Raw genomic sequence first — 21,003 nt, forward strand, 5'->3', positions numbered from 1 at the left:
ATTATGGGCGATAGCATTCTTTCACAAGCAGAAATTGATGCACTATTAAATGGCGACAGCGGCAATAGTGACGCTGACGCAAGTGCTTCATCAAAAACGGATGGGGATGTCAAACCCTATGATCCGAATACTCAACGGCGCGTTATCCGTGAGCGTTTACAAGCATTAGAAATCATTAATGAACGTTTCGCACGCCAGTTCCGCATGGCGCTGTTTAACCTGTTGCGCCGTAGCCCGGATATTACTGTGGGTGGGATCAAGATCCAGCCTTATCACGAGTTTGCCAGGAACCTTCCGGTCCCAACAAACCTGAACTTGATTCACTTAAAGCCACTACGTGGCACCGCGCTATTCGTATTTTCGCCAAGTTTGGTGTTTATCGCCGTAGATAACCTCTTCGGCGGTGATGGCCGTTTTCCGACTAAGGTCGAAGGTCGCGAGTTTACTCATACTGAGCAGCGCGTGGTCAAGCGAATGTTACGCTTGGCTCTTGAGGCCTATGGTGAAGCTTGGAATGCGATTTACAAACTTGATATCGAATACGTGCGTTCAGAAATGCAGGTCAAGTTTACCAATATTACAACGTCTCCTAATGATATTGTCGTAACTACACCGTTTCATGTTGAAATCGGTTCATTAACTGGCGAATTTAATATCTGTATTCCTTTTTCAATGATTGAGCCGCTGCGCGAACTACTCGCAAATCCGCCATTGGAAAATTCACGTCAGGAAGATCAGAGCTGGCGAGATACCTTAGCTAAACAGGTACAACATTCCGAACTGGAATTAGTCGCAAATTTTGTTGATATCCCGCTGAGGCTGTCCAAGATTCTTAAGTTACAACCCGGCGATGTGTTACCGATCGACAAACCTGAAAAAATCGTTGCCCATGTTGACGGCGTGCCAGTACTGACCAGCCAATATGGTACATTGAACGGGCAATATGCTCTACGTGTTGAACATTTGATTAACCCTATATTGAATTCTCTGGATAACGAGGAACAGCCCCATGAGTGACACCAAGAAACCGTCCGACGACAAGGAATCAGTGGACGATCTGTGGGCTGATGCATTTAACGAGCAGCAGGCTGCAGAAAAACCGGCCGCGACAACGGAAGGGATTTTTAAATCGCTAGACGGTCATGACCCGCTGGGTGCTCTACAAGATATCGATCTGATATTGGACATCCCGGTCAAACTCACTGTAGAACTCGGCAGGACCAAAATGACAATAAAAGAACTCCTGCGTCTGACCCAGGGCTCTGTTGTTGCGCTTGATGGCTTAGCGGGTGAACCACTGGATATCCTGATCAACGGCTATTTGATCGCTCAGGGTGAAGTCGTCGTCGTCTCTGACAAGTATGGTGTCCGTATTACCGATATCATGACACCTTCCGAACGTATGCGCCGCCTGAGTCGTTAATGGTAACAGCTTCGGTATCATCTCCTACTTCGGTAGCAAGCCAGCAGTCGACTCTTGCTACCGAACCACCACTTACTGGCAGCATGCTACTGACACAGGTTGGTAGCGTGCTGGCCGGCATTTTATTATTTATTTTATTGATTGCCTGGCTTGCCCGTAAACTCGGTTTTGTGCCGCAAGCCAAGCAAAACAAGTTGCTAAAAGTCGTATCCAGTTGCCCTATCGGGCAACGTGAGCGTGTCGTTATTGTCGAAGTTGATAATACCTGGCTGGTGTTAGGTGTTACAGCTCAACAAATCACACCACTGCATACACTCCCAGTACAACCAATCAATGACAGTTCATCCGCTGGCGATAGCACGCCGGTAGATTTCAACCAACTGTTAAAGAAAATTTTAAAGCGTCCGGAAAAATCGGAATGAGTGCTTTGCCTAAATATTTTCGTATCACTACTTTGCTTCGTGCATTGCGCTACAGTTTAGCCATCAGTTTATTATTCATGGCGCCATCGGTATGGGCACAACTTCCTGGAATTGTGACTCAACCATTACCTAATGGCGGGCAAAGTTGGACGCTACCAGTACAGACGTTGGTTTTCCTCACGTCATTAACGTTTATTCCTGCCGCATTACTGATGATGACCAGTTTCACCCGAATCATCATCGTACTAAGTTTGTTACGTAATGCTTTGGGGACACCCACCGCGCCACCAAACCAAGTGTTGCTAGGATTGACGTTGTTCCTGACATTTTTTGTCATGTCGCCAGTATTAAACCGCGTTTATGACGAAGCCTACCTTCCATTCAGCCAGGATCAAATCAGTATGGAAGTCGCCATTGAACGCGGCGCGGAACCAGTGCGTGAGTTCATGCTGCGGCAAACGCGGGAAACCGATCTAGCACTGTTTACCAGACTGGCAGAAATTCCAGAGATTCAGGGGCCTGAAGCAGTACCTATGCGCGTACTTCTCCCTGCATTTGTAACAAGTGAGCTAAAAACAGCTTTCCAAATTGGTTTTACTGTCTTTATTCCTTTTCTTATCATCGACCTCGTTGTTGCCAGTGTACTGATGGCTCTGGGGATGATGATGGTTCCTCCGGCAACTATTTCTTTACCTTTTAAACTCATGCTTTTCGTATTAGTCGATGGTTGGCAACTGCTACTCGGTTCATTAGCACAAAGTTTTTATAGTTAGGGGATGCGACTATGACACCAGAATCGGTGATGGCACTGGGTTATGAAGCAATGAAAGTCGCATTGGCACTAGCGGCACCTCCCCTGCTAGCAGCGCTGCTCAGCGGGCTGACGATTAGCCTTTTGCAGGCAGCCACCCAAATAAACGAAATGACATTATCGTTTATCCCTAAAATCCTAACCGTATTCTTCACCTTAGTGATCGCAGGGCCTTGGATGTTAAACCTCATGCTGGACTATATGCGTACGCTATTCGGCCAGTTACCTAATATTATTGGGTAAACATGCTGACGTTTAACAGTTGGGACATGGCGAATTGGGTTAGCCAGTTTTTCTGGCCTTTTGTCCGAATTCTCGCACTGATCAGTACCGCACCAGTTTTTAACGAAAGAGCGATCGGTAACCGAGTGAAGATAGGCTTGGGAGTACTGATTACCCTGCTCGTTGCACCCTATTTACCTCTAAATACAACACCTATTTTTTCTGTCGCAGGCGTGTGGCTGCTAATACAGCAAATTCTCATCGGGATAACACTCGGCTTGTCAATGCAGTTGGCATTTGCCGCTATTCGCCATGCGGGTGAACTCATTGGTCTACAGATGGGACTTGCCTTTGCGACTTTTTTTGATCCGACTGGCGGCCCAAATATGCCAGTAATAGCGCGTTTCCTGAATATCCTCGCCATATTACTGTTTTTAACCTTTGATGGGCACCTCTGGTTGATCTCGCTATTGGCAGATAGCTTCCATACTCTGCCCATCAGTACCACTCCAATTAATAGCCATGCATTCCTCGCGCTTGCGCGTGCCGGCGGATTGATTTTTATTAACGGATTGATGCTGGCGCTGCCCATCATAACCCTGTTGCTGACTATCAACCTGGCGTTAGGCATGCTCAACCGTATGGCACCTCAACTTTCAATATTTGTTGTTGGCTTCCCAATTACCCTCACTGTCGGAATCATGACATTAGGTTTATTACTCCCGCTAATCCCACCATTCGCAGAACATTTATTCAGTGAGGTATTTGATTTACTCGCTGATATTCTTAGCCAATTATCAAGTTCCTAACAGCAAGGCGAGTTCAACAAATAACTACTCATCGAGCATGAACTTGAAATAGAGATTGATGGTCACAAAACCATTCCACTCGACGCTACCTTGTAACATCAATGACATACCTACCGTTTCGCATATCAATTCTGATACGGCCCTTTATTACATTTGATTTATTACGATCGTCGTTTTCATCGTCACATGATGAATGGTATGCCAGATCTTAGTCGATGGGGTGAGGAATAAATACATACGAACAGTCTATGTATAAAAGGGAATATAGAGAATAACTCAGAGTGATAGGAAATAAAAAACGGCATGTCACCATTCAGTATAATGAAAGAGTAACATGCCTAAAAAATACGCCCGGTTTAAGCGTATCCAAATTTGAATGCACAGAATATCACTCAGCTTCACCCATTAACGGTTCGTCTGAAACAATGACATGCCCTGCATACTCTGAAACGCGGTATAAGACGCCTGCAAAGAATCCCGTTGCATCATATAAGATGAAATTGCTTCGACCCAATTGGTATCCTGCAACGCTGACAACGTTGATCGGTTAGCCACATCACGATCTTTACCGATGAAATCTAGATTATCGATCTCGTTAAGTTGGATACCCAACTCCGAGCGGACAGCAGAAAAATTATTTATAGCATTGTTTAAACCACGATTGGCCGTTGCCAATTTTGCCTCAACATCAGCTTTTGTTGCATCATCGGCACCGGCAAGCGGTGTTTCGAGTGCTTTAATTGCGATATCCAGCGTTTCAAATAAATCAGACTGAATACTACCATCTGGCTCTTTTTTCGCATCGCCAGTTGCACCATTGAACACCGCAGAACCAATATGGCTAACATTCATATCTCGGGCCGCATCTACGCGCTGTGAGATAGCCTGGTTTCCACCTACATATTTAACGCCAGTTGCATCTTCAGTAAAGGGAACCTTATCAGTCTGATAACCAGCAAAGATATAATTACCATTACCATCGGTACTGTTCGCCAAATTCAACAATTCAGCCTTCATTCCGCGCAGCGCAATCGCATTTGATTTTCGATCATCGTCGCTCCTGATACCGCCACCGTTAATAACTTCCGTCAATGCGCTGGTAATGGTAGTAATACTTTTATCCAAGATTGAATCTTCTAATGACATACTTTGCTTAGCAAAAGTTCTCGCCAACGTGTATTGTCCATTCTCTGACTGAGCCTGACCAAGCATAATCACATTCGCTGCGGCTATTGGATCATCCGATGGGTTCACGACACGTTTACCGGTTGACAACTGCTCACCCGTTTTTTGCCATGTAGCCAGACCATTGGTAACGCCTTGCATATTTTGCTGGTATATCATGCTGGTACTTAAGCGCATGGTATCAATTCCTCTTTATCAAATGGTCAGTAGATTAGCCACGAGCCGCTAAAAGCGCATCAAATATGGATTGTGCTGTTTTGATGACCTGAGCATTTGCCATGTAGTATTGCTGATAACGCATCAGATCGCCGTATTCTTCATCCAGATTTACACCAGATACAGACTGCTGTTCTGCCGTTAGTTGCTTAACAACGTTTTGCTGCGATATGTTATTTATCTTCAGCGTGCTGGTCTGGTTGCCAATCGAGCCTGCTAGCCCTGCATATGCGCCGGAAATACTAGCTTTATTACCTACAATTTTTTCATTTTGCAACGCAAGTAACGCTTTGGCATTGGTGTTATCACTCACACCACCAAAAGGAATGGAATTACCATCTGCATCAAAAGCAGCGGCTGCCGCGATTTTATTAGAATCGGAAATAGCCACTTTCATATCAATAATGACATCATTTACTGGCTTAAGTAGGAAACTGTCATTCGTTGCGGGAGTCCCCGTCATGACCATCTTGATGCCATCAAAATTCAGGCTGTTATCAGAAGTATCGACCGTTGCTGTAAATTTCGAGTTGTCAGACAAACGGGTAACCTGCCAGTTACTACCATCATACTTAACCGTATAATTCGTTGCCTGCACGTCTTTGGTATCAGTATAAGATGGCGTTAGTACCGCATTGCCACCATTTTTTGAATCATTCAGAACAACAGATTTTCCAAATGAGAAGAAATCACCACCTTTGACACCATCACGGTCATAACCTTCCTGATGTTGAGCATTAAACGCATCAGCAAATGCCAGTGCTAACTGCCCTAACTGATTACGAGTCCCATCAAGCGTCTCCGAACGGAAAGAGATCAATCCACCTAATGAACCGCCAGTTAATGAGCCCTCATTCAACGTAACGACATCATCTGTTTGGTCTTTATAACCAATCGTAAGACGGGTCGGATCGTTGCTCGAACTTATTGCAACCAATTGATTGCTAGTTCCAGCCTGAACCAGACTCGTGCCATTCTTCAATGCAACGTTATAAACCGTTCCATCCTGAACAACGACATCAACACCCACTAATTTATTCAGTTGGTTGACCAAAACATCGCGCTGATCAAGCAAATCATTAGGCATGGTGCCACTATTTGCTCCCATTAGCTTCGTGATTTCGTTATTTAACGATGCGATCTGATCGGTATACGTATTAATCTGGCCAACAGTGCTTTGAATTTGTGTATTCAGACCACTATCCATGTCGCGCAAATATTTATCCGTGACTTTAAATTGGTTTACCAGCCCTTCGGCTTTACCCAGTACAGTTTGGCGAGTAGCGGAATCGCCCGAATTGCTGGTGAGGTTTTGCAGGTTCGAAAAGAAGCCCTGTATCGTTGATGAAAGGCTGGTGGTACTACTGGCCAGCAGATTATCAATCTTAGATATCTGCTCGTAGTAGGTAGAAACTGAACTACTTGTCGTTTGCGCAGAGCGCAACTGGTTGCTGATAAACTCATTATATTGGCGATCAACGCTAACAACATTAACACCGTTGCCTATATATCCAGCCGATGTGCTGCTACTAATCGCTTGTTCAATTATCGTATTTTGCCGACTATATCCAATAACAGCCTGGTTACTAATGTTGTTACTCACGGTGCTCAGCGCAACCTGGGCACCTTTTAAGCCGCTCATCGCGGTGTTGATTAAATTGGACATAGGGTGTTGTTCCTTTTACACAGGCTCTCTCGCCTTGCGCAGTTAACTAAATGCTGAAAGCAGCAAATCTGCTACATAAGTTAATTACTTTATCGGTCAGGAAGCACAAATCTTGAATAAAAAAATCAAAATAGCCGACTCAAATCATGAGTGTAGGCTTTAGCTACTTTCTCACCTGAACTCTTCATTTGCTGAATCATACTAACCAGTTTCTGAGCATATTGCGGATCTGTTGCATAGCCCGCTTTTTGCAACGCATGAGCGGCTTGCTCAGCCGTTCCTGCGCTCATCACTGCAGAATAGCGTGGGTTGTTAGTCAGTAATTTCACATAGTCGCCAATGGCTTCAATATAGGAATCGTAAACTCTGAAGCTGGCTTTTACTTTTTTGGCCACGCCTTGCTCGTACTCTGTTGTGGTTATCTCCGTTGTTGGCCCATTCCAACTACCGCCCGCCTTAATGCCGAACAAATTGTGGCTTGGCCGCCCATCTTCAGTAGGAATTTCACGTTGCCCCCAGCCAGATTCAAGCGCAGCCTGGGCGATGATAAGGTGATGAGGTATACCACTATGCTGGCTGGCAATCTGGGCGGGCAAGGCAATCTGCGATACAAAATTGCTATTAGATAATGGTAACGCTGAACCGGCACTTGGCAATTTAGGAAGCGCTTTGCGAACCATCTGCTCCATTGCCATGGTTGGCATACTTTTGAGCACATCACCATCAAATGTTAATGGAACCGAGGGAACAGTAGCTTTAGCTGCCGTAACATCAGTGGATTGTCGGCTCAACTGTTCAACCATGACATCTGCGAGCCCAAGCCCCTTGCCCTTAGTCGAAATCTCTTGAGCAATTTGTTGATCATACATTGAGGTATACAGACGCGTCTGATCGCTGCTGAAGAGCCCGTCCTGCGGAATAGCAGAACGCATGCTTTTCATCATCAATTGGACAAACACGCCTTCCATCTGTTGCGCAACCGCCCTGATGCCCTCTTTACTTTGAGGATTACCTGAAACTTCACGCTTCAACGTATTCAGGGACTGCGCATCATAGGCAGCATTATTCAGCGTCTGCATATCACTCATCAGATAATTTCCAGTTTGGCACGCAAACAACCAGCGCTTTGCATCGCCTGCAGAATAGACATCAGCTCCATCGGCGTCGCGCCCAGAGAATTCAATGCACGCACGACGTTGTTGAGGTTGGCGCTGGAGTTAACTCGCTGTAACGCACCGCCCGCTTGCTGAACAGAGATCTCTGTTTGCGGGGTCACAACCGTCTGACCGCCGCCAAATGGGGTATTAGGCTGACTGACATTAGCCTGCTGGTTAATCGTCACAGAGAGGTTACCCTGAGCGATAGCGCAGCTATCTAGTGTTACATCACGATTCATTACGACAGAACCGGTACGAGAATTGATCACGACCTTGGCATCCTGAATACCGACGTTGACCTCAATATTCTGGACATCGGCCAAAAAGCGAACCTGAGAACTATTGCCATGTGGAGCGAGGACCTGAATAGTGCGAGAGTCCAGCGGAGACGCTGTACCGCCATATCCAGAGCGATTGATCGCATCACTCACTTTCTGCGCCATTGAGAAATCGTCATTTTTCAGTTGCAGCATAATCGTATTTGACGCGCCAAATGTACTGGGCAACTCTCGTTCAATAACAGCACCGTTGCTGATTCGTCCACCGGCTAACTGGTTAACCTGAACACTGCTTCCGCCAGCGGAAGCCCCAGCACCGCCAACCAAAACGTTCCCCTGAGCCAAGGCGTATACTTGATTATCTACCCCTTTTAATGGGGTCATTAACAGCGTCCCGCCCCGCAGGCTCTTCGCATTACCGAGTGAAGATACAACGACATCAATATTCTGGCCTGATCTACCGAAAGCAGGGAGTTCCGCCGTTACCATCACCGCAGCAACGTTTTTCAATTGCATGTTGGTGCCGGCAGGCACAGTAATCCCCAACTGAGAGAGCATATTCGTTAAGCTTTGCGTGGTAAACGGTGTCTGCATGGTCTGGTCACCGGAACCATCCAACCCGACAACTAAACCGTAACCAATCAACGCATTACCGCGTACTCCCTGGATATTAACCAGATCGCGAATTCTCTCTGCCGACGCTGGAGAAATATTCAGCACCAGTAACGTCAGCAGTACTGTGAAAAATGATGCAATCCGCATGGCAGGCCTCTTAAACTTAGAACGGAGAAACATTGAGGAAAAACCGCTGCAACCAGCCCATGTTTTGCGCCTCGTTGATATAGCCATTACCGACATATTCAATACGCGCATCCGCAACCTGGGTTGATGGTACAGAGTTGTTACCGCTAATCGTTCTCGGATTTACTACCCCAGAGAAACGGATAAACTCAGTCCCCTGATTAATCGCAATTTGCTTTTCGCCAACGACATGTAGGTTGCCATTAGCAAGTACTTGACCGACCGTGACCGTAATCGTACCGCTAAACGTGTTATTCGCATTGGCACCACCTTTCCCTGAAAAATCGTTCGTCCCAGTAGCATCCAGCGATGCACGGTTATTACCTAGCGGCCCTTCGAGATAACGTGGCGTTGTCGCCACACCAAATGTTGATGCCCCATTACGGGCAGCATTCGCTGATGAGCTTTTACTGGCGCTAACATTTTCCTGCAATACGATCGTCAATGTGTCGCCAATATTGCGTGGGCGACGATCTTCAAACATCGGTTGGTAACCATAATTCATCGGCTGCACGGTCTGGAAAATAGAGCCATTAGGACCGGCTAATACTGGCGATCCCGGCTGAGCCGTCGTAGGCCCAGTGACAACTTTATCATGCGGAATATAGGCGCAACCGTTAAGTGCTAACATCGCGATCAATGCCAACAGACGGGGTCGGCGGAGTGGTTTGATAACCGACTTTGCATTCATTATCACTGCGGATATCGCCTTAAATTAATCTATTTCACATATTCACGGGGTAAATCAAAACCATATTTACCCCATTCACTGGGCTGCTTATGATCTTCATTACCCCGTTAAACACTGTCTATGTTGCCAACACCAAGCATCAGAGCAGCCGCTCTCATGACTGAAATTAGCGGGTTACGACATTACAGTTGAGTCAATTTCTGCAACATCTGGTCAGAAGAAGAAATCGCTTTACTGTTGATTTCGTAGGCACGCTGAGTTTGTATCATCGATACCAGCTCTTCAGCCACGTTGACATTGGAGGTTTCAACATATTTCTGAAACAGTAAACCCGCGCCATTCAAACCCGGGTTTGATTCATTCGGCGCACCTGAACTCGCAGTTTCCAGATACAGGTTTTCGCCCATACTCTCAAGACCGCTATCGTTAATAAAGGTCGTCAGCGTCAACTGGCCAATCTGATTTGTTGCCGCCTGTCCTTGCAATTTTACGCTGACAATACCGTCACGGCCAATATTCAGTTCAGTCGCATTCGCTGGAACGGTAATGGCAGGCTGAACCTGATAACCACTGGACGTCACTAACTGGCCGTTACCATCAAGCTGGAAGGCACCGTCACGCGTATAAGCAGTTGTACCGTCAGGCAACTGAACCTGAAAGAATCCCTGACCTTTAATAGCAACGTCCTTCGAGTTACCCGTCTCGGAAAACGTTCCTTGAGTATGGATACGCTCCGTTGACACAGGACGAACCCCGGTCCCTAATTGCAAACCGGACGGTAGCATGGTTTGCTCTGAAGACTGAGCTCCGGGCTGACGAATAGTTTGATACATCAAGTCTTCAAATACCGCACGCTGGCGTTTGAAACCGTTGGTACTGACGTTTGCCAAGTTATTGGAAATAACGTCCATATTGGTTTGCTGAGCATTCAAACCGGTTTTGGCAATCCACAAAGAACGGATCATTTATTCACTCCTGTGCGCACTCGGCGCTTAACCCATTGCTAATATCTGATTAGCGCGTTGTGCATTATCGTCGACGCTGCTAATGACTTTCATCTGCATTTCAAAGCGACGAGCATTAGCAATCATATCGACCATAGTATCGACCGTGTTCACATTACTGCCTTCAATCACACCCGGCATAATACGCACGGTAGGATCGTTTTGCAGCACATTACCACGTTGTTGCTGAGCCTGTTGCGTCAAGCGAAATAGCCCATCATCAGACCGCTCAACTTCTTGTCCGGTAGCCTTGACGAGCTTCAGACGACCTAACTGGGCAATGGTATTCGGCGGATCACCGGCATTAAGAGCAGAAATCGTACCATCAGGAGAAATACTGATCTGAGCCTGCGGGGGAATATCAATCGGCCCACCGTCGCCCATCACCACACGCCCTTGGATAGTCAACTGCCCATCAGCACTGATCTCCATATTACCATTACGGGTGTACGCCTCACCGCCATTAGCCGTTTGCACTGCCAGCCAACTCTCTTTCGGTAAAGCAACATCCATTGCACGACCAGTATAATTCATCACGCCTTCAGTCATATCAGCGCCAGGCGTTGAAGCGACAACCAACGTTCGGGTGGGCAGTGTCAACCCATTTACCGGTACAGCGCGCAATGCGGAAAGCTGTGCCCGGAAACCCGGCGTTGAGGCGTTCGCCAAGTTGTTCGCAGTAATCGCCTGCTTTTCCAATGACTGACTCGCGCCACCCATTGCCGTATAAATCGCGTGATCCATGCAATGTCCCCGTTAGGATAATTAACGCAGGCTAACCAGCGTTTGCAGAATGGAATCCTGTGTTTTGATGGTCTGCGCGTTCGACTGGTAATTACGCTGCGCCACAATCATATTGACCAGTTCTTTACTTAGGTCAACGTTCGAACTTTCGGTGGATTTGCCGATCAGCTTACCTAAACTGCCCGTGCCCGCAAGACCAACAACAGCCTGACCAGAACTTGCCGTTTCAGACCACGCGTTATCACCTTCAGGTGACAAACCTTCTGGGTTGGCAAAACTAGCAAGAAGAATCTGCCCTAGAGCTTGCTTCTGGCCGTTGCTGTAGCTGCCCTCGATTATACCATTGTCGTTAATAGCAAAACCCGTTAGCGACCCTGGAGCAAAACCATTCTGAATTGGGCTTTTGTAGCTATATTCTGTGTTTTGTTGCACGCTACCAGTCAGATCGAGAGCAAAGTTGTTCGTTGCAGCCCCATTTGTGCCAACAATCTGGATCGTAAAAGGCGTATGCCCTGTTAACGCGCCATTCGCAGAAAAATTCAGCGTCCCTGCGGGTTGGTACGTGGCAGGAGTGATTGAGTCATCCTTGGCGTAAGTACTCCATGTATTGTTCGCCGTTTTAACAAAATACAGGGTGAAGTTGTGCACGTTACCCTGACTGTCATAGGTTGTTAGCGCTGTCTTGCTGTTATAAGTGCCTTCGGCACCAGGCGTTGTGGCCCAAGAGCCTGTTGGAACGGCGTCAGAAGATTTCAGGTTAGCTTTCAAGGTAGCTGCTGTTGTCGCACGCGACAGCATATCGCCATCAGGAACAGTCAACGGTACGGGATCGGCACCCGTTTGAACAACGGGCGGCGTACCCGCAACTGGGTAGCCCGTCAACTGCATGCCTTGTGCGTTGACGATATTACGGCCGTTCAGCATAAACTGACCATTACGGCTGTAATAAGTAGAACCATTGGTGTCTTGCAGACGGTAAAAACCACCGCCGCTAATCGCGATGTCTAGATCCCGCGAGGACGACGTCACAGTACCATTACCGAAATCCTGCAATACCGATGCGACTTTCACACCCATACCGACTTTAGAACCGGCAAACATATCGGCAAATGTGACAGTCCCGGATTTAAATCCCACTGTTGCTGAGTTAGCGATGTTATTACCGATAACATCCAGGTTATTAGATGCAGCGTTTAAACCACTGACCGCCTGAGAAAAACCCATGTCGCTCTCCAGATAAATTGATTAAATCGTATTCCAGATAGTGAGTCTCACTGGAATACTATGAAATTTATACCGTTACAGAATCTGTCTGACATCATCCATGGTGGCTCTGCCGCGCAGACCTAAATCCAGCAATGCACCGCTATCACCGCGAACAACACTATTTACAACCGCATAGCTCAATGGCTGGACAACCTGCTGCGCCCCACCAGTGCTGGCAGCAACTGTGAAGGTATAAGCGCCATCAGGTGCAACCGAACCATCAGAAAGTTTACTATCCCAGTTGAATGAGTGAACTCCAGCAGAAAGCGTCCCCAATTCGACAGTACGAACAGCTTTGCCTGTCGCATCATTGATGGTGACGGTGACAGCTTCAGCCGCTTTTTCCAGCTCAACACCAAAAGGAGTACTCGTTTCCTTACCAACAAGGATTTCTTTTCCTGGAACCATAACGCTGCGACCAATCAGCGTTGTTGCTTGCGTGGATTGGTTATTATTGATCTGACCGGAGATAGAACCCAGAGTGGTGTTCAACTTTTCAATACCGCTGACCGTATTGAGCTGAGCAAGTTGGCTTACCAGTTGATCGTTACTCATCGGATTCGTCGGGTCTTGATTCTTCAACTGAGCAACAAGAAGCGTCAAAAACTGATTTTGAAGATCGGCGCTGCTATTCTTCTCTATCGCCGTTGTCGACGATGTACTCTGTGTTCTAGCTGCTGAGGAAGTATCATTAGTTGTTATAGACATTATTTCGTCTCCCGATTATTGCCCGATCGTTAACGTCTTCATCATCATCGACTTTGTCGTATTCAAAACTTCGACGTTTGCCTGATAACTACGCGATGCAGAAATGGTGTTCACCATTTCTGCTACTGGGTCAACATTCGGCATGCGAACGTATCCCTGTCCATCAGCCAGTGGGTTGCCCGGTTCGTAAACCAGACGCGCAGGCGATGGATCTTCGATAACATTAGCAACGCGCACACCGCCAGTTGACTGCCCAGGAGCTGCATTCACTTCGAATACAACCTGTTTGGCACGATAAGGCTCACCATCTGGGCCCGTTACACTGTCTGCGTTAGCCAGATTACTGGCGCTCACATTCAGACGCTGAGATTGCGCAGAGAGCGCTGAGCCTGAAATCTCGAATATATTTAATAACGACATGAATCTTTACCTTCTCATCGCGCTACGATCATGAGCCTGACTGCAAGACCGACATCATGCCTCTAATCTGCCCGCCCAGAACGGTCAGACTGGTTTGATATTTCAGGCTGTTATCGGCAAAATTAGTGCGTTCCCGGTCCATATCGACCGTATTACCATCTAATGCAGGCTGATCCGGTACGCGATAGAGCAAATCAAGCTCTGGCGGCTGAAAATTCTGTGCCGGTATATGCCGTACAGATGTGGTTTTCAGCGCGATACCCGTACCGTTCACCCGCCCTTGCTCCATCGTTTTACTGAGCTGGCTGGCAAAATCAATATCCCTGGCCTGATAGCCAGGCGTATCCGCATTAGCAATATTCGCGGCCAGAATTTCCTGCCGCTGGGCACGCAAGTTCAACGCTTCCTGCTGAAACCGCAATGAGGCGTTTAATTTATCAAGCATGCTCCCTCCGCAAGTTAGAATTTGGAGTGGGTAGGATAATTCTCATTATGGCTATACCATCGAACGAATAGGCACCAAATGCAGTGCTATTTATTGCCTTAACCTTACACTGACATCGTTACACTTATGCTCGACATAATCAGAATCAGGAGAGCTGAACTGGAATGAAAACAATACATTATTATCTCTGCCTGGTGCCGTCCTGTTTTTTCATCTTGTGCGCCCCTATCAATGCGAACGACCTTCCAGCACAGATCAATCAATTTTTCGCCTCACGCTTTCAGGGAAGCACGAATACCGTTAACGTTGTGATAAAATCGCCAGAATCGCAATGGCCACAGTGCGAAGCGCCCCAAATCACGCAGCCCGGGAATACGAGAGCGTGGGGGAATGTTAGCCTGTCTGTACGTTGTGAGCAGCAGCGCCGTTTCATTCAAACCGAGGTTCAGGTAACAGGGAACTATGTCACCAGCTCACGGCCTATAAATCGTGGGACAACACTGACAGAAAAAGACATTAGTTTGACGAAAGGCAGGCTCGATTTATTACCGTTGCGCCCTATACTGACGTTACAAGGTGCACAGGGCGCAGTCCTTTTACGCGATCTCACACCTGGTCAGGTTATTACTTCCGCCATGATCAGACGCGCCTGGGTCGTAAAGGCAGGTCAGCCTGTGCAAATTATCGCCCAAGGTGACGGCTTCACGATTAATGGCGAAGGGAAAGCAATGAACAACGCAGCAGCCGGACAGGCCGTCAGAGTCAGAACGGCAAATGGACAAATAATCAGCGGAATTACGAACGAAGATGGGATTATTCTGATCTCACAGTAATTAATTAAAGATTTTCTCATGTTTGCCGATGATAACTACAGAGTCATTACTGACGACGTTTTAAAATTGAACACCGATGTGACAAACATTTCGTAACACGTTGGTGATTAACTATTTATCCTCAAATCAGAGGGATGTATTATGAGTATTGATCGCACACAATCACTGAAGCCGGTCAGTCAAATTCAGCAACGAGAATCTGGCGATATTGCTAAAACCAAACACAAACCGGCTGAAACTCAGTCTGAAGTCAGCGCAACACAGGTAAAACTGAGCGATGCGCAGGCAAAATTGATGCAGCCAGGTACTCAGGATATAGATATGGCCCGCGTTGAAACCCTAAAACAGGCAATTCGTGATGGCTCACTGAAAATTGATGCAGGAAAAATTGCGGATGCGTTACTTAAAGAAACGCAGGATTTTTTAGCAGGTAATTAACACGTATGGAAAATCTACAATCGATCCTAGAACAACTGCTGAATAACCTGCATGACCTTGATACTGTTATGTCTGAAGAGCAAACGCTGCTTTGCGCAGGCCATATTAATAATATTGCTTTGCAACAGGTGACAGAGAATAAGACATCTTTGCTGGCAACGATGCAATACTTGGAAAATCGACGTCACGAAACTGAGTCTATTCTCAAACTGCAGGCACCTTATGATGGTATCGTTCAACTATCAGCCTACTGGCAGCAAGTGCAAGAACTCACCAGACGCTTAAACGATCAGAACAAGCATAATGGCCTTCTGCTTAGCCGACATATTGCGTATACGAACGAAGCGATTGATATACTGAAACCCCGCCATGGTCAGGGGCTGTATGGCCCTGATGGTCAGTCGAAAGGCGTAACCGTTGGTGGCAGAAAAATCACGTTCTAAAAGTCTCTGCCATTTAGCAGAGACTCCTCGCCGTTCAAAATAGCCAACTGTTTCAAATTCTTACTCAATTAAAAATCATTTATAGTTTACAGCAATATCGATTGTACGGACGATAAACGTATGATTAAGACGCCCACTTCCCTCAATGTAGTATACAAAACGAAACTCATTATTAGCCGCTAACCCATCAAATGCTTGAGTTTGTCCATCACCACTTCCGTTTAAGTCAACACAACGCTGCGGCGATTGTGAACAAAGTTTAACAACCAATCCAGTAGGTATCACTGAATCAATCGCATATCGCCAATATATTGTCGTAATAGTCTCGTCCGGCTTAAGCTCTATGCTAGGAGCAAAAGCCGACGTCGTAATCATTTCACCACGGTAATCAAGTTTTATTCCAGGCTGACTCCCGTTCCAACTACCCGGTGTTGCAATAGCAGAAAGCGGAAGAGCTAGCACTATTGTTGCGACTAGATAACCTATCACCTTTCTCATTATTGAGCTTCCCCGATGACCGATGTCATCCGAATTTGGCGATGATCGCTGATTTCCAAATTAGAAAGTACAGCCATGTTTGGCAGACTACGATGCAGGAATCGGGCAAGTAAAGCTCGTAAGGCATGGTTCACAAGCAGAACAGGTGGAGCACCCAACATTTCCTGCCGCTGTAGTGCTTGCTTCGCCTGTTCAAGCAGTCGGTCCGCAAGCCCCGGTTCAAGGCCACCGCCCCCCTGAAGGGCCTGTAGAAGAAGGCGTTCCAGCGAACCCTCCAGACCGATAACCTGAAGTTCGCTGTCTCCTGGGAACCACTGTTGAGTGATAGCACGTCCCAGAGCAACCCTCACCACCGTGGTGAGTTCATAAGGGTCTGGTTGCACGGGCGCATGCTCAGCCAACGTTTCCATAATAGTACGCATATCTCTGATAGAAACCTTCTCGCTGAGCAGGTTTTGCAAAACTTTGTGCAAGGTGGTTAACGTCACAACGCCTGGGATGAAGTCTTCTGTCAACTTTGGCATTTCTTGAGCAACACGCTCCATCAATTGTTGGGCTTCTTGTCGGCCAAACAATTCACTAGCATGTAGTGCAATTAAGTGATTCAAATGTGTTGCAATCACTGTACTTGCCTCTACTACAGTGAACCCCTGAACTTGAGCCTGGTCTTTCAGCGCATTATCAATCCAGACCGCTGGTAACCCAAATGCTGGATCTTGTGTAGCCTCTCCAGACAAGGAACCAACCGCATTCCCTGGATTAATAGCCATCCAACGGCCGGGATGAGCCTCACCGCTCCCTACTTCAACACCCTTCATTAATATGCGGTAACTGGCAGGCTGAAGCTCCAGGTTATCCCGGATATGAACCACTGGCGGCAAGTATCCCATTTCCTGAGCAAATTTCTTCCTGATACTACGGATTCGGCCCAATAGTTCGCCATCTTGCTGCGCGTCAACCATGGGGATCAATCGGTAACCTACTTCCATGCCCAATGGATCTTCAAGCTGCACATCAGACCAACTGGCTTCAATAACCTGGTGCTTCTCCATTGATGCCGGTATAGACTGCGCCGCGGGCTCTTTTGTCTGTTCACCACGCATCCACCAAGCAAGCCCCAGCAAAGACGCAGTAAATAACAGAAAGACAAAATTAGGCATTCCGGGAACCAACCCAATAAGCCCAATCACTGCCGCACTCAGCACCATAACCCGCGGATTATTGAAGAGTTGAGTGACCATCTGTTGACCGACATCCTGATCGGTACTCACGCGAGTAACAATAACACCCGCAGCGGTAGAAATAATCAGAGCAGGGATCTGAGCAACCAGGCCATCACCAATAGTAAGCAGCGTATAGCTTTCCGCCGCCTGCCCTACAGCCATTCCGTGCTGCACGACGCCGACGATCAATCCACCGACAATGTTGATGACCATGATAATCAGTCCAGCGACAGCATCGCCACGCACAAACTTACTGGCACCATCCATTGAACCATAAAAATCTGACTCCTGAGTTACCTCAGAGCGACGTTTTTTCGCCTCTTCTTCACCAATTATCCCAGCATTAAGATCGGCATCGATCGCCATCTGTTTGCCTGGCATGCCATCCAACACAAAGCGGGCACCAACTTCAGCGATACGCCCGGCACCTTTGGTGATAACCATGAAGTTGATTAAGACAAGAATGATAAAGACCACAATACCAATAGCGAAATTCCCGCCTACAAGGAAGTGTCCAAATGCTTCGACAACTTTCCCTGCTGCTGCAGTCCCCGTATGCCCCTCCAATAAAATGATACGTGTAGAGGCGACGTTGAGTGACAAGCGAAGTAGCGTAGAAAACAGCAGGATCGTAGGGAACGCAGCAAACTCCAGCGTCCGTTGTGTAAACATCGCAACCAGCAATACCATGATTGATAGTGCGATGTTAAAGGTAAATAGCAGATCCAGAATGAATGGCGGCAGCGGCAATACCATCATGGAAAGTATCAGCAGGATCAGTATAGGTCCGGCTAATATTTGCCATTGGGTACCTTTCATATTACTCGGTAAACGAAGAAAAGCGGCCAAATTAGCCATCAGTAGTATTCTCTTTAGCAAAATCCAGTGCATCAGGCACTGGCAGATGTTTCGGTTTTCTAGGAATTAATCCACCTTCCCGCTTCCAGCGTTTCAGTTGATAAACCCAAGCTAAGACTTCTGCAACAGCAGCATACAACGCAGCAGGTATGTGCTCTCCGACCTCTGAATGACGAAATAGCGCTCGCGCCAACGGCGGCGCTTCTAAAATAGGAACGCGATGATCGATCCCCAGTTCACGAATACGCAAAGCGATTTCACCAGCCCCTTTGGCCAACACTTTAGGCGCATTCATTTTTTTATCATCATATCGCAATGCTACCGCATAATGTGTTGGGTTAGTGACTATCACATCAGCCTTAGGAACATCAGCCATCATTCTACGTTGGGCCATTGCTCTTTGCTGCTGACGAATGCGCCCTTTGACGTGAGGGTCACCCTCGCTCTGTTTATGCTCGTCACGAATTTCCTGCTTCGTCATTCGTAATTTTTTGATATGGCTCCAAATTTGCCAGAACACATCAAACGCAACCATGGGAATGAGGCCCATAATGATGAGAAAGCCACACATTACGGCCAATTCTAACGCATCACCTAGGGCCGCAATCGGCGCTTCGGACACCAAATGCAATATTTTCGGCCAATTATGGATCAGGAACAAGGTACTAATGATCCCGACCATAGCTGATTTCAGTATCGCCTTGAAAAGTTCAGCCAGTGATTGGGCAGAAAATAAACGCTTTAACCCGGAAATAGGATCGAGTTTTTTGAAATCAACTTTTAATGACTTCGTGCTAAATAATATCCCACCCAGCAGCATCGGAGCAGACAACGCCACCAACACCGACCCAAGCATAATTGGTATCAACGCGGATGCCGCCTGATGTATCAATGAACCTACATGCCGTAGCATTTGGGTATCATCACCAATCATCGCGTAATCAAAATTTAATGACTGTGCGACAATTATGGCCAATCGGCCAGCCATAGCATCGCCACCCATCCACAAGATAGCCAAGCCTACGACCATCATCAGAACAGAGGTCAACTCTCGAGAGCGTGGAACCTGGCCTTCTTCTCGTGCCTTTTCCTCCTTTTGGGGAGTGGGGGCCTCTGTTTTTTCCAGATCGCTATCTTCAGCCACTATGGCGTTCCTGTTACAACTTTTGGGATAGGAGTTTGCTGCTTAGCATGACAAATATGGGAAAAATTTATGGCTGGAACAACGAGAAAAACTAACGCTTCTTTAACGAATAGTAAGAATGAAAGGAAAAGAGGAAAATCGAATTTAGCTATTTATGGCCATAAATCTGGCCATAAATAACCGGAGCAGAGGCACTCTAACCTTCTAAAAAAGAAAATGATTCCTTTTCTTAAAGCAAAGCTCATTAGAACCCGAGACTATCCAGAAGGTCATCAACCTGATCTTGGTTGGCTACAATACCTGCTGCACCTTTGTCCAACTGTGGCCCATTCAGAAGACCATCATTCGCACGCTTAGGTGCATCTGGTTTTTCTGGGATATTTTCCAGCAACACCATCAGCAATTGTTTTTCGATCTCCTGAACAACATCCATCATACGCTTGATTACCTGACCGGTAAGGTCCTGGAAATCCTGCGCCATCATAATTTCCAACAATTGGGCGTTGGTAAACGAGGTATGCTGTGGTACATCTTCAAGATAGCTACGCGTATCTGTTACCAATTCTCGTGCATCAGCCAGTTCGATTGGATTTTCAAACCATTCATCCCAACGAACCTTCAGAGATTTAGCATCAGCTTCTAATTGGTTCTGACGCGGCTGTGCAGCCTCTACGCAGTTCAGAGCTCGCTCCGCTGCTTGCGCAGTCATCTGGACAACATAGTCAAGACGATCGCGGGCATCAGGAATAGCCTCTGCGGCTTCTGCTATTGCATTATCCAGACCCAGTTCTTTCAAACTGTCGCGCAGCATACGAGTTAATTGGCCGATACGCGAAATGATCTCGGTAGCTGAAGCTGTGTCGTTCACAGACGGCATATGTGGCGTCATAAGATCCCCTTACATACCCAGTTTTTCGAAAATCTTATTCAGCTTTTCTTCAAGGGTGGCTGCAGTAAATGGTTTAACTACATAGCCGCTAGCACCTGCTTGTGCTGCAGCGATAATGTTCTCTTTCTTAGCTTCCGCCGTTACCATCAGCACGGGAAGGCTGGAAAGCGCACCGTCAGCACGAATAGTCTGTAACAGTTCCAGTCCATCCATGTTGGGCATATTCCAGTCAGAAATGACGAAATCAAAAGCACTAGCGCGAAGCTTATTCAGTGCATCTGCGCCATCCTCTGCCTCTTCTACGTTATTAAATCCCAGTTCCTTCAGCAGATTACGGACAATTCGGCGCATCGTCGAAAAATCATCCACTACCAGAAATCTGAGTTCTTTATCGGCCATACCTACTCCT

General features: G+C 47.0%; 25 protein-coding genes. 9 read left to right on the plus strand and 16 right to left on the minus strand.

Annotated features, from left to right (window positions below; all coding sequences use genetic code 11):
• The first annotated feature begins 3 nt into the window (after positions 1 to 3).
• The 6 genes from fliM (at position 4) to fliR (ending at position 3,687) form a co-directional block, all read left to right on the plus strand.
• Complete coding sequence (gene fliM / locus A7983_RS22125; RefSeq protein WP_005970664.1) at positions 4 to 1,017, plus strand: flagellar motor switch protein FliM; 1,014 nt, start codon at positions 4 to 6, stop codon at positions 1,015 to 1,017.
• Positions 1,010 to 1,423, plus strand: coding sequence for a flagellar motor switch protein FliN (gene fliN / locus A7983_RS22130; protein ID WP_005970667.1), 414 nt, complete (start codon positions 1,010 to 1,012; stop codon positions 1,421 to 1,423). The genes fliM and fliN overlap by 8 nt, the downstream gene beginning before the upstream one ends.
• A complete protein-coding gene (gene fliO, locus A7983_RS22135) occupies positions 1,423 to 1,845 on the plus strand; it encodes a flagellar biosynthetic protein FliO (protein WP_005970669.1) in 423 nt (140 codons plus the stop codon). Before fliN ends, fliO begins: the two co-directional genes overlap by 1 nt.
• 77 nt (positions 1,846 to 1,922) lie before the next feature.
• Entirely contained in the window at positions 1,923 to 2,618 is a 696-nt protein-coding gene (gene fliP / locus A7983_RS22140) for a flagellar type III secretion system pore protein FliP (RefSeq protein WP_172645140.1), read from the plus strand.
• 11 nt (positions 2,619 to 2,629) lie between these two features.
• On the plus strand, positions 2,630 to 2,899 hold the full coding sequence (fliQ, locus tag A7983_RS22145; protein ID WP_005970673.1) for a flagellar biosynthesis protein FliQ: 270 nt from the start codon (positions 2,630 to 2,632) through the stop codon (positions 2,897 to 2,899).
• Between the two features lie 2 nt (positions 2,900 to 2,901).
• Positions 2,902 to 3,687 (plus strand): flagellar biosynthetic protein FliR, encoded by a 786-nt coding sequence (fliR, locus tag A7983_RS22150; RefSeq protein ID WP_005970674.1) that lies wholly within the window; start codon positions 2,902 to 2,904, stop codon positions 3,685 to 3,687.
• A 405-nt stretch (positions 3,688 to 4,092) separates the two neighbouring features.
• Here the strand turns inward: fliR and flgL are convergent, their stop codons facing one another.
• The 11 genes from flgL to flgB form a co-directional block, all read right to left on the minus strand.
• Positions 4,093 to 5,049 carry a flagellar hook-associated protein FlgL gene (gene flgL / locus A7983_RS22155; RefSeq protein WP_005970676.1) on the minus strand — a complete coding sequence of 319 codons (957 nt, stop codon included), beginning with the start codon at positions 5,047 to 5,049 and terminating at the stop codon, positions 4,093 to 4,095.
• Between the two features lie 34 nt (positions 5,050 to 5,083).
• Positions 5,084 to 6,754, minus strand: a complete 1,671-nt coding sequence (flgK, locus tag A7983_RS22160) for a flagellar hook-associated protein FlgK (RefSeq protein ID WP_005970677.1) — start codon at positions 6,752 to 6,754, stop codon at positions 5,084 to 5,086.
• A gap of 125 nt (positions 6,755 to 6,879) precedes the next feature.
• Entirely contained in the window at positions 6,880 to 7,842 is a 963-nt protein-coding gene (gene flgJ / locus A7983_RS22165; protein WP_005970679.1) for a flagellar assembly peptidoglycan hydrolase FlgJ, read from the minus strand.
• Entirely contained in the window at positions 7,842 to 8,951 is a 1,110-nt protein-coding gene (locus A7983_RS22170; protein ID WP_005970681.1) for a flagellar basal body P-ring protein FlgI, read from the minus strand. Before A7983_RS22170 ends, flgJ begins: the two co-directional genes overlap by 1 nt.
• A gap of 16 nt (positions 8,952 to 8,967) precedes the next feature.
• Positions 8,968 to 9,681 (minus strand): flagellar basal body L-ring protein FlgH, encoded by a 714-nt coding sequence (flgH, locus tag A7983_RS22175; protein ID WP_005970684.1) that lies wholly within the window; start codon positions 9,679 to 9,681, stop codon positions 8,968 to 8,970.
• A 182-nt stretch (positions 9,682 to 9,863) separates the two neighbouring features.
• Positions 9,864 to 10,646, minus strand: a complete 783-nt coding sequence (gene flgG / locus A7983_RS22180) for a flagellar basal-body rod protein FlgG (protein WP_005970686.1) — start codon at positions 10,644 to 10,646, stop codon at positions 9,864 to 9,866.
• Between the two features lie 27 nt (positions 10,647 to 10,673).
• Entirely contained in the window at positions 10,674 to 11,429 is a 756-nt protein-coding gene (locus tag A7983_RS22185; RefSeq protein WP_005970689.1) for a flagellar basal body rod protein FlgF, read from the minus strand.
• A gap of 21 nt (positions 11,430 to 11,450) precedes the next feature.
• Positions 11,451 to 12,653: a flagellar hook protein FlgE gene (flgE, locus tag A7983_RS22190; protein ID WP_005970691.1), complete on the minus strand. Its 1,203-nt coding sequence runs from the start codon at positions 12,651 to 12,653 to the stop codon at positions 11,451 to 11,453.
• 75 nt (positions 12,654 to 12,728) lie between these two features.
• Complete coding sequence (gene flgD / locus A7983_RS22195; RefSeq protein WP_005970693.1) at positions 12,729 to 13,403, minus strand: flagellar hook assembly protein FlgD; 675 nt, start codon at positions 13,401 to 13,403, stop codon at positions 12,729 to 12,731.
• Positions 13,404 to 13,418: 15 nt separating this feature from the next.
• The gene (gene flgC / locus A7983_RS22200) at positions 13,419 to 13,823 is read right to left on the minus strand and encodes a flagellar basal body rod protein FlgC (RefSeq protein WP_005970694.1); all 405 of its coding nucleotides are present in this window, start codon (positions 13,821 to 13,823) and stop codon (positions 13,419 to 13,421) included.
• Between the two features lie 28 nt (positions 13,824 to 13,851).
• Positions 13,852 to 14,268 (minus strand): flagellar basal body rod protein FlgB, encoded by a 417-nt coding sequence (flgB, locus tag A7983_RS22205; RefSeq protein ID WP_005970696.1) that lies wholly within the window; start codon positions 14,266 to 14,268, stop codon positions 13,852 to 13,854.
• Between the two features lie 164 nt (positions 14,269 to 14,432).
• Between flgB and flgA the strand changes: the two genes are divergently transcribed.
• From flgA to A7983_RS22220, 3 genes are all read left to right on the plus strand, one after another.
• Positions 14,433 to 15,101: a flagellar basal body P-ring formation chaperone FlgA gene (flgA, locus tag A7983_RS22210; protein WP_005970699.1), complete on the plus strand. Its 669-nt coding sequence runs from the start codon at positions 14,433 to 14,435 to the stop codon at positions 15,099 to 15,101.
• Positions 15,102 to 15,242: 141 nt separating this feature from the next.
• Positions 15,243 to 15,539, plus strand: a complete 297-nt coding sequence (flgM, locus tag A7983_RS22215) for a flagellar biosynthesis anti-sigma factor FlgM (RefSeq protein ID WP_005970701.1) — start codon at positions 15,243 to 15,245, stop codon at positions 15,537 to 15,539.
• 5 nt (positions 15,540 to 15,544) lie between these two features.
• Entirely contained in the window at positions 15,545 to 15,982 is a 438-nt protein-coding gene (locus tag A7983_RS22220; RefSeq protein WP_005970703.1) for a flagella synthesis protein FlgN, read from the plus strand.
• 75 nt (positions 15,983 to 16,057) lie between these two features.
• Here the strand turns inward: A7983_RS22220 and A7983_RS22225 are convergent, their stop codons facing one another.
• The 5 genes from A7983_RS22225 to cheY all read right to left on the minus strand — a co-directional run bounded on the left by A7983_RS22225 (position 16,058) and on the right by cheY (position 20,993).
• Entirely contained in the window at positions 16,058 to 16,480 is a 423-nt protein-coding gene (locus tag A7983_RS22225) for a flagellar protein FlhE (RefSeq protein ID WP_005970705.1), read from the minus strand.
• The gene (flhA, locus tag A7983_RS22230) at positions 16,480 to 18,561 is read right to left on the minus strand and encodes a flagellar biosynthesis protein FlhA (RefSeq protein ID WP_005970707.1); all 2,082 of its coding nucleotides are present in this window, start codon (positions 18,559 to 18,561) and stop codon (positions 16,480 to 16,482) included. Before flhA ends, A7983_RS22225 begins: the two co-directional genes overlap by 1 nt.
• A complete protein-coding gene (flhB, locus tag A7983_RS22235; protein WP_005970709.1) occupies positions 18,554 to 19,705 on the minus strand; it encodes a flagellar biosynthesis protein FlhB in 1,152 nt (383 codons plus the stop codon). Before flhB ends, flhA begins: the two co-directional genes overlap by 8 nt.
• 244 nt (positions 19,706 to 19,949) lie before the next feature.
• Positions 19,950 to 20,594, minus strand: a complete 645-nt coding sequence (gene cheZ / locus A7983_RS22240) for a protein phosphatase CheZ (protein ID WP_005970711.1) — start codon at positions 20,592 to 20,594, stop codon at positions 19,950 to 19,952.
• Positions 20,595 to 20,603: 9 nt separating this feature from the next.
• The gene (cheY, locus tag A7983_RS22245) at positions 20,604 to 20,993 is read right to left on the minus strand and encodes a chemotaxis response regulator CheY (RefSeq protein WP_005970714.1); all 390 of its coding nucleotides are present in this window, start codon (positions 20,991 to 20,993) and stop codon (positions 20,604 to 20,606) included.
• Positions 20,994 to 21,003 lie beyond the last annotated feature (10 nt).

This window comes from Pectobacterium wasabiae CFBP 3304 (assembly GCF_001742185.1).
GTDB lineage: Bacteria > Pseudomonadota > Gammaproteobacteria > Enterobacterales > Enterobacteriaceae > Pectobacterium > Pectobacterium wasabiae.

What these genes read in the sequence shown, in the direction of transcription:
- fliM (WP_005970664.1), top strand. Translation starts at nt 4, where the DNA reads ATGGGCGATAGCATTCTTTCACAAGCAGAAATTGATGCACTATTAAAT.
- fliN (WP_005970667.1), top strand. Translation starts at nt 1,010, where the DNA reads ATGAGTGACACCAAGAAACCGTCCGACGACAAGGAATCAGTGGACGAT.
- fliO (WP_005970669.1), top strand. Translation starts at nt 1,423, where the DNA reads ATGGTAACAGCTTCGGTATCATCTCCTACTTCGGTAGCAAGCCAGCAG.
- fliP (WP_172645140.1), top strand. Translation starts at nt 1,923, where the DNA reads ATGGCGCCATCGGTATGGGCACAACTTCCTGGAATTGTGACTCAACCA.
- fliQ (WP_005970673.1), top strand. Translation starts at nt 2,630, where the DNA reads ATGACACCAGAATCGGTGATGGCACTGGGTTATGAAGCAATGAAAGTC.
- fliR (WP_005970674.1), top strand. Translation starts at nt 2,902, where the DNA reads ATGCTGACGTTTAACAGTTGGGACATGGCGAATTGGGTTAGCCAGTTT.
- flgL (WP_005970676.1), bottom strand. Translation starts at nt 5,049, where the DNA reads ATGCGCTTAAGTACCAGCATGATATACCAGCAAAATATGCAAGGCGTT.
- flgK (WP_005970677.1), bottom strand. Translation starts at nt 6,754, where the DNA reads ATGTCCAATTTAATCAACACCGCGATGAGCGGCTTAAAAGGTGCCCAG.
- flgJ (WP_005970679.1), bottom strand. Translation starts at nt 7,842, where the DNA reads ATGAGTGATATGCAGACGCTGAATAATGCTGCCTATGATGCGCAGTCC.
- A7983_RS22170 (WP_005970681.1), bottom strand. Translation starts at nt 8,951, where the DNA reads ATGCGGATTGCATCATTTTTCACAGTACTGCTGACGTTACTGGTGCTG.
- flgH (WP_005970684.1), bottom strand. Translation starts at nt 9,681, where the DNA reads ATGAATGCAAAGTCGGTTATCAAACCACTCCGCCGACCCCGTCTGTTG.
- flgG (WP_005970686.1), bottom strand. Translation starts at nt 10,646, where the DNA reads ATGATCCGTTCTTTGTGGATTGCCAAAACCGGTTTGAATGCTCAGCAA.
- A7983_RS22185 (WP_005970689.1), bottom strand. Translation starts at nt 11,429, where the DNA reads ATGGATCACGCGATTTATACGGCAATGGGTGGCGCGAGTCAGTCATTG.
- flgE (WP_005970691.1), bottom strand. Translation starts at nt 12,653, where the DNA reads ATGGGTTTTTCTCAGGCGGTCAGTGGTTTAAACGCTGCATCTAATAAC.
- flgD (WP_005970693.1), bottom strand. Translation starts at nt 13,403, where the DNA reads ATGTCTATAACAACTAATGATACTTCCTCAGCAGCTAGAACACAGAGT.
- flgC (WP_005970694.1), bottom strand. Translation starts at nt 13,823, where the DNA reads ATGTCGTTATTAAATATATTCGAGATTTCAGGCTCAGCGCTCTCTGCG.
- flgB (WP_005970696.1), bottom strand. Translation starts at nt 14,268, where the DNA reads ATGCTTGATAAATTAAACGCCTCATTGCGGTTTCAGCAGGAAGCGTTG.
- flgA (WP_005970699.1), top strand. Translation starts at nt 14,433, where the DNA reads ATGAAAACAATACATTATTATCTCTGCCTGGTGCCGTCCTGTTTTTTC.
- flgM (WP_005970701.1), top strand. Translation starts at nt 15,243, where the DNA reads ATGAGTATTGATCGCACACAATCACTGAAGCCGGTCAGTCAAATTCAG.
- A7983_RS22220 (WP_005970703.1), top strand. Translation starts at nt 15,545, where the DNA reads ATGGAAAATCTACAATCGATCCTAGAACAACTGCTGAATAACCTGCAT.
- A7983_RS22225 (WP_005970705.1), bottom strand. Translation starts at nt 16,480, where the DNA reads ATGAGAAAGGTGATAGGTTATCTAGTCGCAACAATAGTGCTAGCTCTT.
- flhA (WP_005970707.1), bottom strand. Translation starts at nt 18,561, where the DNA reads ATGGCTAATTTGGCCGCTTTTCTTCGTTTACCGAGTAATATGAAAGGT.
- cheZ (WP_005970711.1), bottom strand. Translation starts at nt 20,594, where the DNA reads ATGACGCCACATATGCCGTCTGTGAACGACACAGCTTCAGCTACCGAG.
- cheY (WP_005970714.1), bottom strand. Translation starts at nt 20,993, where the DNA reads ATGGCCGATAAAGAACTCAGATTTCTGGTAGTGGATGATTTTTCGACG.